The 15,003-nt window shown below is 45.6% G+C and carries 17 protein-coding genes; all 17 read right to left on the bottom strand.

What is annotated here, in order from left to right; all coding sequences use genetic code 11:
• Positions 1 to 36: 36 nt before the first annotated feature.
• Entirely contained in the window at positions 37 to 762 is a 726-nt protein-coding gene (gene rpsB, locus AS030_RS06095) for a 30S ribosomal protein S2 (protein WP_061969473.1), read from the bottom strand.
• Between the two features lie 167 nt (positions 763 to 929).
• Entirely contained in the window at positions 930 to 1,337 is a 408-nt protein-coding gene (locus AS030_RS06090) for a DUF6115 domain-containing protein (protein ID WP_061969471.1), read from the bottom strand.
• Between the two features lie 29 nt (positions 1,338 to 1,366).
• A complete protein-coding gene (locus AS030_RS06085; protein WP_061969469.1) occupies positions 1,367 to 2,137 on the bottom strand; it encodes a FliA/WhiG family RNA polymerase sigma factor in 771 nt (256 codons plus the stop codon).
• A 22-nt stretch (positions 2,138 to 2,159) separates the two neighbouring features.
• The gene (locus tag AS030_RS06080) at positions 2,160 to 2,639 is read right to left on the bottom strand and encodes a chemotaxis protein CheD (RefSeq protein WP_061971581.1); all 480 of its coding nucleotides are present in this window, start codon (positions 2,637 to 2,639) and stop codon (positions 2,160 to 2,162) included.
• 26 nt (positions 2,640 to 2,665) lie between these two features.
• A complete protein-coding gene (locus tag AS030_RS06075) occupies positions 2,666 to 3,133 on the bottom strand; it encodes a chemotaxis protein CheW (RefSeq protein WP_061969467.1) in 468 nt (155 codons plus the stop codon).
• Between the two features lie 23 nt (positions 3,134 to 3,156).
• Positions 3,157 to 5,130: a chemotaxis protein CheA gene (locus AS030_RS06070; RefSeq protein WP_061969465.1), complete on the bottom strand. Its 1,974-nt coding sequence runs from the start codon at positions 5,128 to 5,130 to the stop codon at positions 3,157 to 3,159.
• Between the two features lie 23 nt (positions 5,131 to 5,153).
• Complete coding sequence (locus AS030_RS06065; protein WP_061969463.1) at positions 5,154 to 6,020, bottom strand: MinD/ParA family protein; 867 nt, start codon at positions 6,018 to 6,020, stop codon at positions 5,154 to 5,156.
• Positions 6,013 to 7,026 carry a flagellar biosynthesis protein FlhF gene (locus AS030_RS06060; protein WP_061969461.1) on the bottom strand — a complete coding sequence of 338 codons (1,014 nt, stop codon included), beginning with the start codon at positions 7,024 to 7,026 and terminating at the stop codon, positions 6,013 to 6,015. Before AS030_RS06060 ends, AS030_RS06065 begins: the two co-directional genes overlap by 8 nt.
• The gene (flhA, locus tag AS030_RS06055) at positions 7,023 to 9,056 is read right to left on the bottom strand and encodes a flagellar biosynthesis protein FlhA (protein ID WP_061969459.1); all 2,034 of its coding nucleotides are present in this window, start codon (positions 9,054 to 9,056) and stop codon (positions 7,023 to 7,025) included. Before flhA ends, AS030_RS06060 begins: the two co-directional genes overlap by 4 nt.
• Positions 9,057 to 9,071: 15 nt before the next feature.
• Entirely contained in the window at positions 9,072 to 10,157 is a 1,086-nt protein-coding gene (flhB, locus tag AS030_RS06050; protein ID WP_061969457.1) for a flagellar biosynthesis protein FlhB, read from the bottom strand.
• Between the two features lie 4 nt (positions 10,158 to 10,161).
• Entirely contained in the window at positions 10,162 to 10,932 is a 771-nt protein-coding gene (gene fliR, locus AS030_RS06045) for a flagellar biosynthetic protein FliR (protein ID WP_061969455.1), read from the bottom strand.
• Positions 10,933 to 10,935: 3 nt separating this feature from the next.
• On the bottom strand, positions 10,936 to 11,208 hold the full coding sequence (fliQ, locus tag AS030_RS06040; RefSeq protein WP_061969454.1) for a flagellar biosynthesis protein FliQ: 273 nt from the start codon (positions 11,206 to 11,208) through the stop codon (positions 10,936 to 10,938).
• A gap of 17 nt (positions 11,209 to 11,225) precedes the next feature.
• Positions 11,226 to 11,888, bottom strand: coding sequence for a flagellar type III secretion system pore protein FliP (gene fliP, locus AS030_RS06035; RefSeq protein WP_061969452.1), 663 nt, complete (start codon positions 11,886 to 11,888; stop codon positions 11,226 to 11,228).
• Positions 11,881 to 12,501, bottom strand: coding sequence for a flagellar biosynthetic protein FliO (locus AS030_RS06030; protein WP_061969450.1), 621 nt, complete (start codon positions 12,499 to 12,501; stop codon positions 11,881 to 11,883). The genes fliP and AS030_RS06030 overlap by 8 nt, the downstream gene beginning before the upstream one ends.
• Positions 12,502 to 12,519: 18 nt before the next feature.
• Positions 12,520 to 12,882: a response regulator gene (locus AS030_RS06025; protein ID WP_061969449.1), complete on the bottom strand. Its 363-nt coding sequence runs from the start codon at positions 12,880 to 12,882 to the stop codon at positions 12,520 to 12,522.
• A gap of 18 nt (positions 12,883 to 12,900) precedes the next feature.
• Positions 12,901 to 14,016 (bottom strand): flagellar motor switch phosphatase FliY, encoded by a 1,116-nt coding sequence (gene fliY / locus AS030_RS06020; protein ID WP_061969447.1) that lies wholly within the window; start codon positions 14,014 to 14,016, stop codon positions 12,901 to 12,903.
• Positions 14,017 to 15,000: a flagellar motor switch protein FliM gene (gene fliM / locus AS030_RS06015; RefSeq protein ID WP_061969444.1), complete on the bottom strand. Its 984-nt coding sequence runs from the start codon at positions 14,998 to 15,000 to the stop codon at positions 14,017 to 14,019.
• Positions 15,001 to 15,003 lie beyond the last annotated feature (3 nt).

Here is a 15,003-nt window from a genome sequence, read left to right as displayed (position 1 = left end):
GCATATCCCCTCCATCACCCTTTTAGTTTATATTACTTATGCAGATGTTTCTTCTTCGTTTTGAGCTTCTTGCTCTTCTCCACCCTGGTTGGCTTCGATGATCGCATCAGCCATTTTTCCAGTAAGAAGTTTAACCGCACGGATCGCATCATCGTTACCTGGGATAACGTGGTCAACTTCATCAGGATCACAGTTAGTATCCACGATTGCGATAATCGGAATGTTCAGCTTGCGTGCTTCAGCAACCGCGATGCGTTCTTTGCGTGGGTCTACGATGAATAGCGCATCTGGAAGGCCGTTCATTTCTTTAATTCCGCCCAAGAACTTTTCAAGACGCTCCATTTCCTTTTTAAGAAGGATAACTTCTTTCTTAGGAAGAACATCAAAAGTTCCGTCTTCTTGCATTCTTTCAAGCTCTTTCAAACGGTTGATACGCTTGCGGATGGTTCCGAAGTTTGTTAGCGTACCGCCCAACCAGCGTTGGTTGATGAAGTACATGCCGGAACGTTCTGCTTCTTCCTTTACAGAGTCCTGAGCTTGTTTTTTTGTACCAACGAAAAGGATTTTACCGCCGTTTCCTGCGATATCTTTCATTACGTTGTAGCACTCTTCAACTTTCTTTACTGTCTTTTGAAGATCGATGATGTAAATGCCGTTACGCTCAGTGAAGATGTAACGGGACATTTTCGGATTCCAGCGACGTGTTTGATGTCCAAAGTGTACGCCGGCTTCCAATAGTTGTTTCATTGAAATTACTGCCATGATGGCACCTCCTGGTTTTGTTTTCCTCCGCCTGCTTCGACTTTAACCAAAACTGCAAATGCAGCACCAATGATTAAATCCACAAGCGTGTGTGATTAACACCGAAAGTAACTATACCATACTTCGTCAGAATGTAGCAAGAAAAATATTGCCGTTTTAAGCATTTCTCATGAAAGGCTATTCATTTTTAAAATCAGGCAGACTTCACCCTTGCCTCTGTCGAGTTTTTTGGCAATTTCTTCAGCAGTATAACCTTTTTTGGCATAGGTTAATACGTTCTGATGCAAAATATTTTCTTCCACTTCTTTATGATCTTGTGCAATCCCTATTTTGCCAGATGATTTCACACCTTGCTCCTGTCCGTCCCGTTTCGTTTCGTATAGCATTTGTTTGATTTCTTCGTTTTGTCCCTTCATTTCACTGACAACCGCCAAAAGCATCTCCTCCAGCTCCTGGGTCTCCACGTCATCGAAAGCACCGGCAGCCGTTGTTTTGAGCTTCATCCACAGAACAGCAACAAGAAACAGGCAAAGGGTGTTCAGCAATAAACTTAAAACCGCTATAAAGTAAAGCAAGTGATCCCCACTCTTTCTTCCGTTCCCGGTTACATGTATCGCGCAAGAACCAGTCTCAGGCGAGATAACGCTTTGGAATGGATCTGCGAAATTCTTGAGGTGGAAAGCTCCAGAACATGACCAATTTCAGTAAAGGTCAGTTCCTCATAATAAAACAGAGAAATCACCAGCTGTTCTTTTTCATTCAGCTCCCTGATCACCTGTGCAAGTTCCTTATGCAGCTCGGCCTTAACCACTTCCGCCTCAGGAGACAATCCATTTTTATCTTCTATTGTATACCCGAGCTTTTCTTTGCTTTCACTTTCTCTTTGGTCTTCATCGATTGAAAGAACATTGGCAAAAAAGCTTTCGGACAGGGCAGAAACCACTTCCGTTTCAGGCATACCCAGTTCTGCTCCTATTTCATAGGTTGTTACCCGGCGGAGTTTTTCCTGTTCGAGCTTTTCAATCGTACTTTCAATCTTTTTTGTTTTTTCACGCAGAGACCGTGGCAGCCAGTCCACTTTACGCAGTCCATCGAGAATCGCTCCCCGGATCCGGAATGTGGCATACGTATCAAATTTAAGGTCCCGTTCGGGCTGGAATTTTTCAAGCGCATCAAACAGGCCCAGCATTCCCAAGCTTTTTAATTCATCACGATTAACGTTTTTCGGCAAACCTGCCGCAATCCGCTGAACATGATACTGAACAAGCGGCATGTATTGTTTGAGCAGAGAATCACCTGCATCACGGTCACGGCATTCATGCCACCTTTTCCATATTTCCAGTTCATCCGCTGCTGCTGTAGATGAAGATATCATGCTACTCCCCCTGAAATCATTATTAAATCACTAACTCTCCCTGACGTACTATTTTTATTTGAAGTTCACATGTGTCTGTAACAAATTCAATGGTCCTCCCTTTGCTGCCGCCTGTATGTTCCGCGATCAGGGGGATTTCCCACTCTTTCAATCCGCTTTTTATCGCTTCCACGTTTCTCGGGCCAATGCGCATGGCATACGCCTGGTCAACCATTTGAAACATCTCGGCTCCTCCGGCTATTTTTGCCTTCAGCGCTCTTCTCCTGGCTCCTCTCTCCTCCAAGCCAAGGACCAGTCTTTTGATGGCGGTGTCAGCATATTTTGCTTCGTTTATTTCCCTTGATCGTGCCAAAGAAGAATGTGGAAGCATAATATGCGCCATTCCGGACAGCTTCTTATCTGCATCATACAGCACAAGACCGACACAGGAGCCGAGGCCAGCTGTGCGAAGGACAGTGGAACCCGCTCCGAATCCCAACTCGGACAAGCCGATTTTTACCATTTTAAAGTCCAACCGAAACCGCACCTCTATGATTCATCAGCCGCTCCCTGAAGCTCCATTATTTCATCCTTGTCGAGCACCTTGTCCAAACGGAGCAGAATGAATAGCCTTCCATCCATTTTGGCCACTCCATCGAGATACCGGGCGTTTATGCCACCCGCCACTTCCGGTGTAGGCTCGATGTCAGAAAGAGACAGATCCAGCACGTCGTTCGCTGCATCCACAATCAGTCCCACATCCATTCCTTCCGTATTCACGATGATAATCCGGGTGTCGTCATCCGCATCCTTCTCTTCCATGCCAAACCGGCTCCGCAAATCAATAACCGGTGTTACCACCCCGCGCAGGTTCATCACCCCTTTAACAAATGAAGGTGTTTTCGGAACCCGCGTGATTGGTGAAACACGTTCGATGGATAGGACATTAAGGACATTCACGCCATATTCTTCATCCTTTAACCGGAACACGACTATTTTTAATTCCTGCTCACTCATACTCATTCTCCTCTCTGTCACCGTTATATAAATAGCGAATTGCAATCGATAATGAGGGCAACCTGGCCGTCTCCCAATATTGCCGCTCCTGAAACAAAAGGAACATCGAGATAGCTTCCAAGCGGCTTCAGGACAATCTCCTGCTGCCCGATCAGCCCGTCTACGATCAAACCGGCCAATTTGTTTTCTTTTTTAACAATAACAACCGCTCGATTGGTCTCTCCTTTTTTGGCCTCCTGCGGCACTTCGAGCCAATCCTTTAATGAAACCAGCGGTATAACCTTTCCGCGGAAATCCATCATGGGCTGCTTATGGACCATGATGATATCCTGAGGATCGACCAATGCAGTTTCAATGATCGATGGAAGCGGAACAGCATATGTTTCTGTTCCCGCTTCGACCAGCAGAGACGGTATGATGGAAAGGTTCAGAGGAAGCTGGATGGTAAAGGTTGAACCTTGTCCGGCGGTGGAATCCACAGAAACCGACCCTCCGAGCGATTCTATTTTATTTTTAACTGCATCCAGGCCGACGCCGCGGCCGGAAATATCGGAAATCACTTCAGCTGTAGAAAAACCAGGGGCGAACAGCAGCTCATAAACGTGCCTGCCAGTCAATGTACGGGCTGAATTCTCACTGATAATCCCCTTTTGAACCGCCCGATTAAGCACCTTGTCGGCATCAATTCCTGCCCCGTCATCCTGAATCTCGATAAATACACGGTTGCCGCTGTGGTACGCCTTCAAGGTTATTGTGCCTTTTTCGCTTTTCCTTGAACGGATTCTCTGCTCCGGATCTTCAATACCATGATCCAATGAATTACGCAGCAAATGAACAAGCGGATCTCCGATTTCATCGGCAACCAGACGATCCAGTTCGGTTTCTGCTCCCTCTACCTGCAATTCCACCTTTTTATGCAGATCTTTGGCCAATCCGCGTACCATTCTCGGAAACCGGTTGAATACCTGGTCAATGGGAACCATCCGCATATTAAGAATTAATTCCTGCAAATCCGATGAAACCCGTGAAACCCGTTCTACCGTTTCCTGAAGTGCAGCATCCTTCATCTCGCTTGAAATCCTTTCAAGACGGCCTCTGTCAATCACCAGCTCTTCAAAAAGACTCATCAGAAGATCCAGTCTCTCAATGCTTACCCTGATCGTCTTTGCAGATTTTGGCGGGGAATTCTTTTTAGGTCCTGTTGTGGTGCCTTTTTGATCATCCACCTGCTCTGCCACAGCTTCCTTCTGTTCGCTGCCCACCGGCTGAAGCGGCGTTAGTGCCACTTTTTCGATTTCTGAGATTGATAACAATTCCGACTCAATTGTCGCCGCTTCTTGTTGTGTTATGAGCGTAACGAAAAAGCTTTGATTGAATTGTTCCTGTTCAATCAAGTCGGCTGAAGGTTCTGACTTTATGATGTCGCCGAGGTTTTCCAGCGCATTGAAAACCATAAAGGCCCGCACCGCTTTCAGCAGGCACTCTTTATGGAGCTCAACTTCAATCCTGTACACCAGAAAACCTTGCTCAAGTGATTGATGGATCGCCGAACGCTCAAATTCATCATAACTGCGTAAATCTTCATTACTTGTATCTGTCTGGGCCTTATCCTGGGTATCCTCCCCCAGTATCCCGTTCAAAAGGCGTATCAGTTCTTTCGTATCTTTTTTTCCATCGCCGCCAGCTGCGATCGACATGACCATTTCTTCCAAATGGTCAAGCGAAACAAACAGCGAATCCAGCAGTTTCTGTGTCACATGCAGTTTACCATTTCTGATTCCATCCAGAACGTTTTCCATCGCATGCGTAAGATTTGCAAGATCGCCGTAACCCATGGAAGCTGACATGCCTTTTAATGTATGAGCAGAACGAAAAATTTCCTGAATGGTTGCCAGCTCTTCCGGTTGTTTCTCCAAAAGAAGCACATGTTCATTTATCGACTGGAGATGTTCTTTACTTTCTTCAATAAAAATATCCAAATATTCACTCGTGTCCATCTTCTTCCCCCTCGTGCACAACGCTAGCTTTTACTCAAAAAACTTAAAAGTTTACTAATAAAAGATTGGTCAACTGCTCCCTTTTGGACCTTGGCGTTCCCCAATAGACAATGAGCTGCCTTTTGAATTTGTCCGCTCGCTTCACAGCGCGGACTTTCCAGCACAAACGGCGATTGCTCCATAACAGCCCGCCGCACGGCCGGGTCGAAAGAAACTTGCCCCAAGTTGGCCAGTTTCTTTCCAAGAAACCGGGAGCTCACCTCGTTCAAGCGGTCATGTACTGCCCTGCCTTCCCGTTCGTTTTCACATTGATTAATCATGGTCCAGACAGGGAGTTCAGGCCGTTCAGCATGAAGCAGCTTAATCATGGAATACGCATCAGTAAGCGATGTAATTTCCGGAGTAGCAACCAGGATGGCTTCATGACCGGCCAATACAAACTTCAAGCTCGCTTCTGACAAACCGGCACCAATATCGAATACGATATAATCATAGGCTGCCGATAATTTCTCAAGCTCTCTCACAAAATGAACCTGACTGTTGCGGTCAAGCTCTAACAAAGAGAGAAGACCGTTATCACCACCAAGATAATCAAGGCTGCCTGGGCCTTTTTCAATGATCTCCCTGACGGAAAGGTGATGTTCAAACAGATCGGCGATCGTGTGGCGCGGGGTCAGTCCAAGCAGCAGATGAACGTTGCCCATGCCGATATCCAGATCAACCAGCACCATTTTTTTCCCAAGTCCTGAAAGGGCAAGGGATAAGTTCACTGCTACATTTGTTTTCCCAACCCCGCCTTTTCCGCTGAGCACCGAAACGACCTTCGCTTTTTTCGCTTGTAATGACGTCTCTAGTACTCGTATACGAAGTTGTTCTGCCTGATCACGCATCTCTTTTCTGCTGCAGGAACATGCTGACGATCGCTTTCGGTGTAACGGTTGAAATGTCATCTGGAACATTTTGTCCGTTTGTGATATAAAGCGGGATGGTGTTTTCTATCAGCAATATATTGATTAACGCTCCCAAAGAAGCTGTCTCATCCTTTTTAGTCAGAATCAGCCGGTTGACTCCAGTCCGGCTGAAATGCTGGATTACGTGTTTGAGATCCTCGTATTTTGAAGTTAAAGATAAAACCAAATACTTTGTGTGATCCATCTGATCTTGCAACAGGCCGCCCAGTTCATCCATGGATTCCGGATTCAGAAAGTTTCTGCCGGCCGTGTCGGTCAACACCAAGTCATAAGAAGAGAGTTCTTGCTTTGCCTTCTCGTAGTCTTCGGTATTGTACACCACTTTTAGCGGCATTTTCAGAATTTCAGCATAGGTTTTTAGTTGTTCCACCGCACCGATCCGGTAGGTGTCCAACGTGATGAAAGCGACACTTTTGCCATCTTCGAGCTTCGCCTTTGCTGCCAGTTTCGCGAGCGTAGTCGTTTTCCCTACACCCGTCGGGCCTACCACCGTTAAAAATTGTGTGTCATACAATGAGCCTGGAGATGAGGGAGTAGATGCACGACCAAGCAGCCATTGTTCCAGCCAGCGTTTTGTGTCCCCGTTTTTAGCGGTTCCCTGCATATCGGCGATAATTTCTTCTATTAATAGATGCGATACACCCTGGTCGTTAAAGTAGGATTGCCACGACGGAATATCTTCCTTGATCATGCTTTTTTCTACAAGTGAAGAGCTCTGGGCTTTTTCTGCTTTGCGAGCGGACTCTGCTCCCTCTTCAACATCCAGCAACGCGATAACCTCAACGCTCTGCTTGATGAAAAAGCCAAAAAAGCCACCCGTCCGCACCTGTCTTGACTGAAGGATAAAAGCTTCGCTTCCCAGATCATTGCGTATCTTTCCCATTGCTTCTTGCATAGTGGGTGCTATGTACTTCTTCACCTTCATAGATTGACGACTCCTACACTTTGTACTTCGAGATCAGGCTCCAGTTCGTTATAAGATAATATCACCAGGTCAGGCAGGTGGCGCTCAAGCAGCTGCCTCACGTACATGCGCACGGCAGGCGAGCATAAAAGGACAGGCAGCTGTCCAAAATTCCTGCTTTGATCCATTTCTTTCATCACCTGGCTGTATATTTCCTGAGCATCTGCCGGATCAAGGGACAAATAATTTCCGTGTTCCGTTTGTTGCACATGGTCCGCAATTCTTTTTTCAACTCCGGCTCCAAGCGTGATTACATTCAATGGCTCATTTTCTGTTCCATATTGCTTTGAAATTTGCCGTGATAATGCCTGCCGGACATACTCTGTCAATAGATCCACATCACGTGACATCTTTCCGAAGTCCGCCAGCGTTTCAAAAATCACCAGCAAGTTGCGTATGGATATTTTTTCTTTTAACAATTTGGACAGCACTTTCTGGATTTCTCCGACAGATAATGGATCAGGAGTTACCTCTTCGACGAGGCTCGGATAGTTTTCTCTCATATGGTCCACCAGTTGTTTCGTTTCCTGTCGGCCGATCAGCTCATGTGCATATTTCTTTAATATTTCTGTCAAATGAGTGGAAACGACCGATGGAGGATCTACAACCGTATAGCCTGACATTTCCGCACGGTCCTTCATGTCTTCCCCAATCCAGAGGGCAGGCAGACCAAATGCCGGCTCCACCGTTTCCTTGCCCTGCACTGCTTCATCGTCAATACCTGGGCTCATTGCCAGGTAATGATCGAGCAGCAGCTCTCCTTTTGCTACTTCGTTTCCTTTGATTTTAATGCGGTATTCACTCGGCGGCAGCTGGATATTATCCCGGATGCGGACCACCGGCAAAATGATGCCGAGCTCCAGCGCCAGCTGCCTGCGGATCATCACTACCCGGTCGAGAAGGTCTCCTCCCTGGTTGGTGTCAGCCAGTGGAATCAGACTGTACCCAAACTCGAATTCAACAGGATCCACCTGCAGCAGGTTCATGACGCTTTCAGGTGTTTTCAACTGTTCGGTCTGGTTATCTTCTTCCATGATTTCGTCCTGCTCTTTTTTCTCTTTCTCTGCTTTTAACAGAAGATATCCCCCGAGCGAAATAAGTCCGCCAACAGACAGGGTAACCAAATCATTGATCGGCGTAAAAAGACCCAGAACGATGATGGTTCCACCTGCAACAATAAGCATTTGCGGATAAGCCAGAATCTGGCGTGAGATGTCATAGCCCAGATTACCTTCCGATGCTGCTCTTGTTACAATAATCCCTGTTGCCGTCGATATAATCAGAGCGGGGATCTGGCTTACCAGGCCGTCACCGACTGTAAGCAGTGTAAATGTATGTGCGCTTTCGGCAAAGCCCAGCCCCATCTGTGTCATGCCGATAATTATGCCAAACAGCATGTTGATAAGAACGATGATGATTCCAGCAATGGCATCTCCCTTTACAAATTTGCTGGCCCCATCCATCGCTCCGTAAAAATCAGATTCTCTTTCCACTTTTTCACGGCGTTCCTTCGCTTCCCTGTCAGAAATCATTCCGGCATTCAAATCAGCATCGATGCTCATTTGTTTTCCAGGCATGGCATCCAGTGTAAAACGGGCTGCTACCTCAGAAACCCTTTCTGATCCTTTGGTGATGACAATAAACTGAATGACAACAAGGATAAAAAAGACGACGATTCCGACCAGAATGTTACCGCCAACTACAAATTCTCCGAATGTATGAACCACGTTCCCTGCTTTTCCGGAACCCAGGATGGATCGGGTCGTTGATACATTCAACCCCAGCCTGAAGAGAGTGACAAGCAGTAAGAGAGACGGAAAAATAGAAAATTGCAATGGTTCCTGCATATTCATTGAAATTAAAATAATTACGAGTGCCAGTGTAATATTAATAATGATGAAAAAGTCGAGCAGCCAGGGCGGCAAAGGGATGATCAGCATGGCGATGATCATAATAACCCCAACTAGAACGCTTATATCTCTTGCTTTCATCAATTCCTTCTCTCCTTACCGATGCACCTTATTCTTTAAGTGGTAAACATAGGCCAAAATCTCTGCCACTGCCTTAAACAGATCTTCAGGAATGGCATCCCCAATTTCGGCTCTGCTGTACAAAGTTCTTGCAAGCGGACGGTTTTCTACCATCGTCACTTTATTTTCACGGGCAATTTTTTTAATCTTCAGGGCCATTAGGTCAGCCCCCTTGGCCACCACCACCGGTGCTTCCATTTTTTGATCATCGTATTGCAAAGCTATGGCAAAGTGGGTGGGATTCGTAATGATCACATCTGCGTTCGGAACGCTCTGCATCATTCTCCGGTTGGCCATCTGGCGCTGCTTTTCTTTAATTTTCCCTTTGATTTTCGGATCCCCTTCGGACTTTTTGTACTCATCTTTAATGTCCTGTTTCGACATACGGATGCTTTTTTCAAAATCGTATTTCTGATACAGATAATCCAGCAGGGAAAATAGAAGGAGTACCAGGGCTGCATAGAACCCCATCTGAAACGACATCTTTCCATACATACCAAGAGCAGACTCAACGCTGACCTGAGAAACTTTTAAGAGCTGGTCCTTCTTGCTCCATATGACAAAGAAGGTGACACAGCCAACAACGGCAATTTTCAAAACCGATTTTGTCAGCTCAACGAGCGCGCGGAGGGAATAGATCCGTTTAAATCCCTGTAATGGATTGATCCGTTCAAACTTCATCCGTACAGCTTCACCTGAAAACAAAAAGCCGACTTGAATAAAATTGGAAAAGACACCCGCTGCAAGCACCGTCAGCAGCACTGGAAGAAGAATTCCTGCAGTTTCCTTCACCAGCACGACAAACAGCAGCTGACTGTTCTGCTCGGTCAGTTCAACGGTCAGATTGTGCTGAAATGTGAATTCCATCAAATGAAACAACTTTTGCGCAACGGCACTTCCGGTAAACCAGAGCATCAAAAATGCAGCAAACAGGGTAACCGCGGTATTTACGTCTGCACTCTTGGCCACCTGTCCCTTTTTTTTGCTTTCCTCGCGTTTCTTTGGTGTGGCCTTTTCTGTTTTTTCCCCCGAAAAATATTGCAAATCCAGCCTTTGAGGCATGTGATCACTCTCCAAGCAGCATTAAAAGCTTTCTCATAGCCTGTGCAGTCTCATCACTCAAATGCTGGACACTCATAAAAAACACAGGCAGGATAATCAGCAGAATACCGAATGCCACTAAGATCTTTAAAGGAAGGCCTACGGCAAAGATATTGATTTGAGGAACGGTTCTGGCAACAATGCCCAGTGCCAGGTCCACCAAAAAAAGGGTCCCGACAACGGGAAGTGCCATCTGGAAGGCAATAACAAACATGGCTGTCACGACAGATACCGCATGCCTTGCCGTTTCTCCATTCCCCAAACCAAAATGAACGTCAGTAAGAGGAACAAAGGAATAACTGTAAAACAGACCATCAAGAAGCAGATAATGGCCGTTCAGTGCCAAAAGGAATAAGAGTGCAAGCTGATACAGAAATTTCGCGAGCAGCGGTGTCTGCACACCCGTCTGAGGATCGAAAACACCGGCGATCGCAAATCCCATCTGAAGATCGATAAAGCCCCCTGCCACCTGAATGGAATAGAACAGGATGGAGGCAATAAGGCCCAGCGATAAACCAACGAGCGCTTCTTTAAAGACCAGCAGGATAAACTCACCATTCACGGCCACCTCTGGAGCTCCCAAGGCATACAGCATAATCCATGACAAAAAGGCTGCCAGCCCGATCTTATGGACATTAGGAATATTCCGGTAAGAAAAAATCGGAACCGTTGCGAAAAAAGCACCCACTCTCATGAAGATCAATAAAAAGGCTGGAAAAGAATTTATAGCATCCATGAATTACAGTCCTACGAAATGATTCAAATTGTTAAAAATGTCATACGTAAATGAAACGAGCTGTGAAAGCATCCAGGGTCCAAAAAAGATTAATGCCAGTAACACAGCCGCAATTTTTGGAATAAACGCAAGCGTCTGTTCCTGAATTTGTGTGGTCGCCTGAAAAATACTGACAATCAGGCCAACAGCCAAAGCGATTGCAAGCAAAGGTCCGCAAAGGAGGAGAGTCATATAAACACCTTTTTCTGCAATGGATATAACGACTTCAGGATTCAACGAAAACACCTACTTGTTTAATAGCTTGATAACAGTGACTTGACAATCAAATACCACCCGTCCACAAGAATAAAGAGCAATATCTTAAACGGAAGAGAGATCATTACGGGCGGCAGCATCATCATTCCCATCGCCATCAGCACAGAAGCGACCACCATATCAATTACAAGAAAAGGAACAAAGATCATAAAACCCATTTGAAACGCGGATTTCAATTCACTGATCGAATAGGCCGGTACAAGCGCAATAAGGGAAATATCCTCTATCTTCTCAGGGCGTTTGGCTCCGGAATAATTTAGAAAAAGCTCCAGATCCTTCTCACGCGTATGCTTTGTCATAAACTCCTTTAAAGGAAGCGTCCCTTTGTCAAAAGCCTCTTCCTGGGTGATTTTCCCTCTGATAAGTGGACCAATTGCCTCCTTGTTGATTTCCTGAAAAGTAGGAGCCATTACAAAAAAGGTAAGAAACAGCGCAAGACCAATCAACACCTGGTTCGGGGGCATTTGCTGCGTGGCCAGTGACGTTCGTACAAACGACAGAACGATTACAATTCTCGTAAAACAGGTCATCAAAATGAGAATGCTTGGCGCCAGTGAGAGAACGGTAAGAAGGAGCAGCAGCTGTATCGTTGTTTCGATTCCGCCTGTTTGGTTAGTAAGATTTGGAAGTAAATCAGTCATCAGCTTTTCCTTTCCGCACGAAACGCTTCAGCAAATCTCCCCGTTCACCTGAAAGTTCACCAAGCTGAGCCTTAAAAACATCGGAAAAACCAGATGTTTTTTTCAAACGGCTGCCCGTTTCCTGTGGAGACGAAGAAAGCAGCTGCTTCACTTCCTCTTCTTCATTAATTTCTTTTAGCAAGGTCACCGTTTCCCCCACACCGATAACAAGGACACTTGAACCGGCCTTGATTATCTGCACAGAACGGTTCGACCCCACACTCAATCCCCCGATAGATTGCAATACTTTGCCTTCTTGATAGTTTTTTGTCCGCTTTTGTATCATTTTCAGAAGAAAGAAGAGCAGGAACAAAACCAATCCCAATGAGAACAGCACTTTAATAAATGTGACCACACCGCTTCCCCCTGTGGCAGAACTCTCCGCTTTGGTTTCCTGCTGCTGCTTCGCCTGGTCTTCTTTCCCTGCTTTTGTATCCAGACACTCAAATACCGTTTTGCATGCTGCAGGCGCTTGGGTCTCCTTGTTCTCTGCTGCCGCTGCCTCAGTTTGTACAAAACAATTGAGGAGGAAAGCGACAATAAGAACAGCGATGCATCTAGTAAACTTCCTCAATTGCTGCACCACCTGTTATTAATTCAACGCTTTATTGATCGCATCAATGACGCGGTCAGCCTGAAATGGTTTTACAATAAAATCTTTAGCTCCAGCCTGGATCGCATCAATAACCATTCCTTGTTGTCCCATTGCAGAACACATGATGACCTTTGCACCGGAATCCACCTTTTTAATTTCTTTTAAAGCAGTGATTCCGTCCATCTCCGGCATTGTGATGTCGAGGGTAACAAGGTCCGGTGAAAGTTCCTTATACATTTCAACCGCCTGTTCTCCGTCTCCCGCTTCTCCGCAGACCTCAAATCCGTTTTTGGTCAGAATATCTTTTACCATCATTCTCATAAATGCTGCATCATCTACTACTAAAATACGTTTAGCCATTTGTTCTCACTCTTTCATTTATAAATTTTTCAGTCTGTCTTTTCTGCTTACAATCTCTGTTACTCTGACACCAAAATTTTCATCGATAACAACAACTTCCCCTTTGGCAATCAGTCTTTCATTCACCAGAATATCCACCGGTTCTCCTGCCAGCTTGTCCAGTTCCAAAATCGACCCCGGCGACAATTCCAAAATCTCTTTAATGCTCTTTTTCGTCCGTCCAAGTTCAACCGTTACCTGAAGCGGAATATCCAGAAGCATATCAAGGTTCTTTGTTTCCTGATACACACCAGAGCTTTCTTCAAAATCGGAAAATACAGCAGGCTGAACAGATACAGCGGTATCAGGTTCCAAACTTTGCGGGCGAGCTGCGTTTGAAGGAATGTCATCCAACACCAATGGTTCTTTGAGTGCAGTGATTTCGCTCTGTAATTGATCTTCATAAGTTGCAGCAGCCTGCACCATGGGAGGAGCCATAAGCTCGGAAACCAGATTTTGAGAAAAATCTGTTTGCATCAGCTGCATGATGCTGGAGTCAATCAGTTCCCCGACCTTGAGCCGGAAGGACACTTTGATAAGAATATCCTGATCGGTAATCATGTCTGAAGAGTCATTAAAATCCAGCACATCAATAACAGGTGGCGAAATATCCACTCGTTTATTAAATATGGAAGAAAGAGAGGTTGAGGCAGAGCCCATCATCTGATTCATCGCTTCTCCAACGGCACTGAGCTGCATTTCTCCAAAATCTGCAGAAGGGCTCGTTCCGTCACCGCCGAGCATCAAATCAGCAATAATCTGGGCATCGGTTGTTTTAATCACAAGCAGGTTTGTGCCTTGTATCCCTTCTACATATTCCACTTTTACTGCTACATGCGGAATGGGAAACTCACCCTGCAATTCTTCTTTTTTGATTACCGAGACCGTCGGCGTTGTAATCTGGACTTTTTGATTCAGCAAGGTTGATAAAGCGGTTGAGGCACTGCCGAATGAAATGTTGCCGACTTCTCCAAGTGCGTCTTGTTCCATTGAATTCAGAAAATCTTCGATGATTGGATCATCATCAGATGTCACGCTGCCTCCACTCAGCAACGCATCAATCTCATCCTGAGAGAGCATATTTCCGCTATTCATTTACTCGTCCCCCTCTATTTGTTCTAAAATCTGGACTGCCATTCTGTTTTTTGCTTTTCCAGGCTGGGCCATAAATTTTTTATTGTTCTCCACATACACAGCCAACGGCTGATTGATCTTTTTGTTCAACTGAATGATATCGCCCGCATTCAACTGCAGAAACTCTTCTACATTCATACTGGCCGAACCCAGCTGAACGGACACGGGAAGCGGGGTTTTCCGGATCTTTTGTTCGATCAGTGCCGCTTCTTCGGGCAACAATTCCTTTTGGCTGTTTTGCATCCAATTATGCACCGAAAGCTTGGAAATGATCGGATCCAACAGAACCTGCGGAAGACAAACGTTCATCATGCCGCTCGTTTCACCGACCGTTGTGGAAAGTGAGATAACAACCACTGTTTCATTTGGCGACACCATTTGCAGAAATTGGGGATTCACCTCAAAATCTATTACCGCAAAATCGAGTTCAACCACATTGCTCCAGGCTTCCTTGTAGGTGGATAATGCATTTTTAAACAGACGGGAAAGGATTCTCGTTTCGATTTCGGTTAAATGAGTCACCTTGTTTACACTTGCTCCCCATCCTCCCATCAGCCGGTCCATCATGGAATAGGCGATATTTGGATTGACTTCAACGAGAAGGCTCCCATCAAGCGGCTTTGCATCTACAATGTTCAAAATGGTCATTCGCGGTATGGAGCGTATGAATTCCTCATATGGCAGCTGGTCAACCGATACGACGGAAATTTCCACATATGTTCTCAACTGTGCCGCAAAAAAAGTAGTTAACAAGCGTGCGAAATTCTCATGTACCCTTGTAAGACTTCTGATCTGATCTTTCGAAAACCGCAGAGCCCGTTTAAAATCATAGGTTTTTATTCTTTGTTCTTTTTCTTCTCTTCTCAATTCTTCAGCATCCATTTCCCCCGTGGAAATGGCAGAGAGGAGCGCGTCTATTTCATTCTGGGAAAGTACTTCCGACAATCG

Origin of the sequence: Fictibacillus enclensis, assembly GCF_001457035.1 — a bacterium.
GTDB lineage: Bacteria > Bacillota > Bacilli > Bacillales > Fictibacillaceae > Fictibacillus_C > Fictibacillus_C enclensis.
The sequence above is the reverse complement of the archived record's forward strand: the minus strand, read 5'-3'. Positions and strand labels throughout refer to the sequence as shown.

Coding starts and splice junctions, on each gene's coding strand:
- rpsB (WP_061969473.1), bottom strand. CDS start 762: ATGGCAGTAATTTCAATGAAACAACTATTGGAAGCCGGCGTACACTTT.
- AS030_RS06085 (WP_061969469.1), bottom strand. CDS start 2,137: ATGATATCTTCATCTACAGCAGCAGCGGATGAACTGGAAATATGGAAA.
- AS030_RS06080 (WP_061971581.1), bottom strand. CDS start 2,639: ATGGTAAAAATCGGCTTGTCCGAGTTGGGATTCGGAGCGGGTTCCACT.
- AS030_RS06075 (WP_061969467.1), bottom strand. CDS start 3,133: ATGAGTGAGCAGGAATTAAAAATAGTCGTGTTCCGGTTAAAGGATGAA.
- AS030_RS06070 (WP_061969465.1), bottom strand. CDS start 5,130: ATGGACACGAGTGAATATTTGGATATTTTTATTGAAGAAAGTAAAGAA.
- AS030_RS06065 (WP_061969463.1), bottom strand. CDS start 6,020: ATGCGTGATCAGGCAGAACAACTTCGTATACGAGTACTAGAGACGTCA.
- AS030_RS06060 (WP_061969461.1), bottom strand. CDS start 7,026: ATGAAGGTGAAGAAGTACATAGCACCCACTATGCAAGAAGCAATGGGA.
- flhA (WP_061969459.1), bottom strand. CDS start 9,056: ATGAAAGCAAGAGATATAAGCGTTCTAGTTGGGGTTATTATGATCATC.
- flhB (WP_061969457.1), bottom strand. CDS start 10,157: ATGCCTCAAAGGCTGGATTTGCAATATTTTTCGGGGGAAAAAACAGAA.
- fliR (WP_061969455.1), bottom strand. CDS start 10,932: ATGGATGCTATAAATTCTTTTCCAGCCTTTTTATTGATCTTCATGAGA.
- fliP (WP_061969452.1), bottom strand. CDS start 11,888: ATGACTGATTTACTTCCAAATCTTACTAACCAAACAGGCGGAATCGAA.
- AS030_RS06025 (WP_061969449.1), bottom strand. CDS start 12,882: ATGGCTAAACGTATTTTAGTAGTAGATGATGCAGCATTTATGAGAATG.
- fliY (WP_061969447.1), bottom strand. CDS start 14,016: ATGAATAGCGGAAATATGCTCTCTCAGGATGAGATTGATGCGTTGCTG.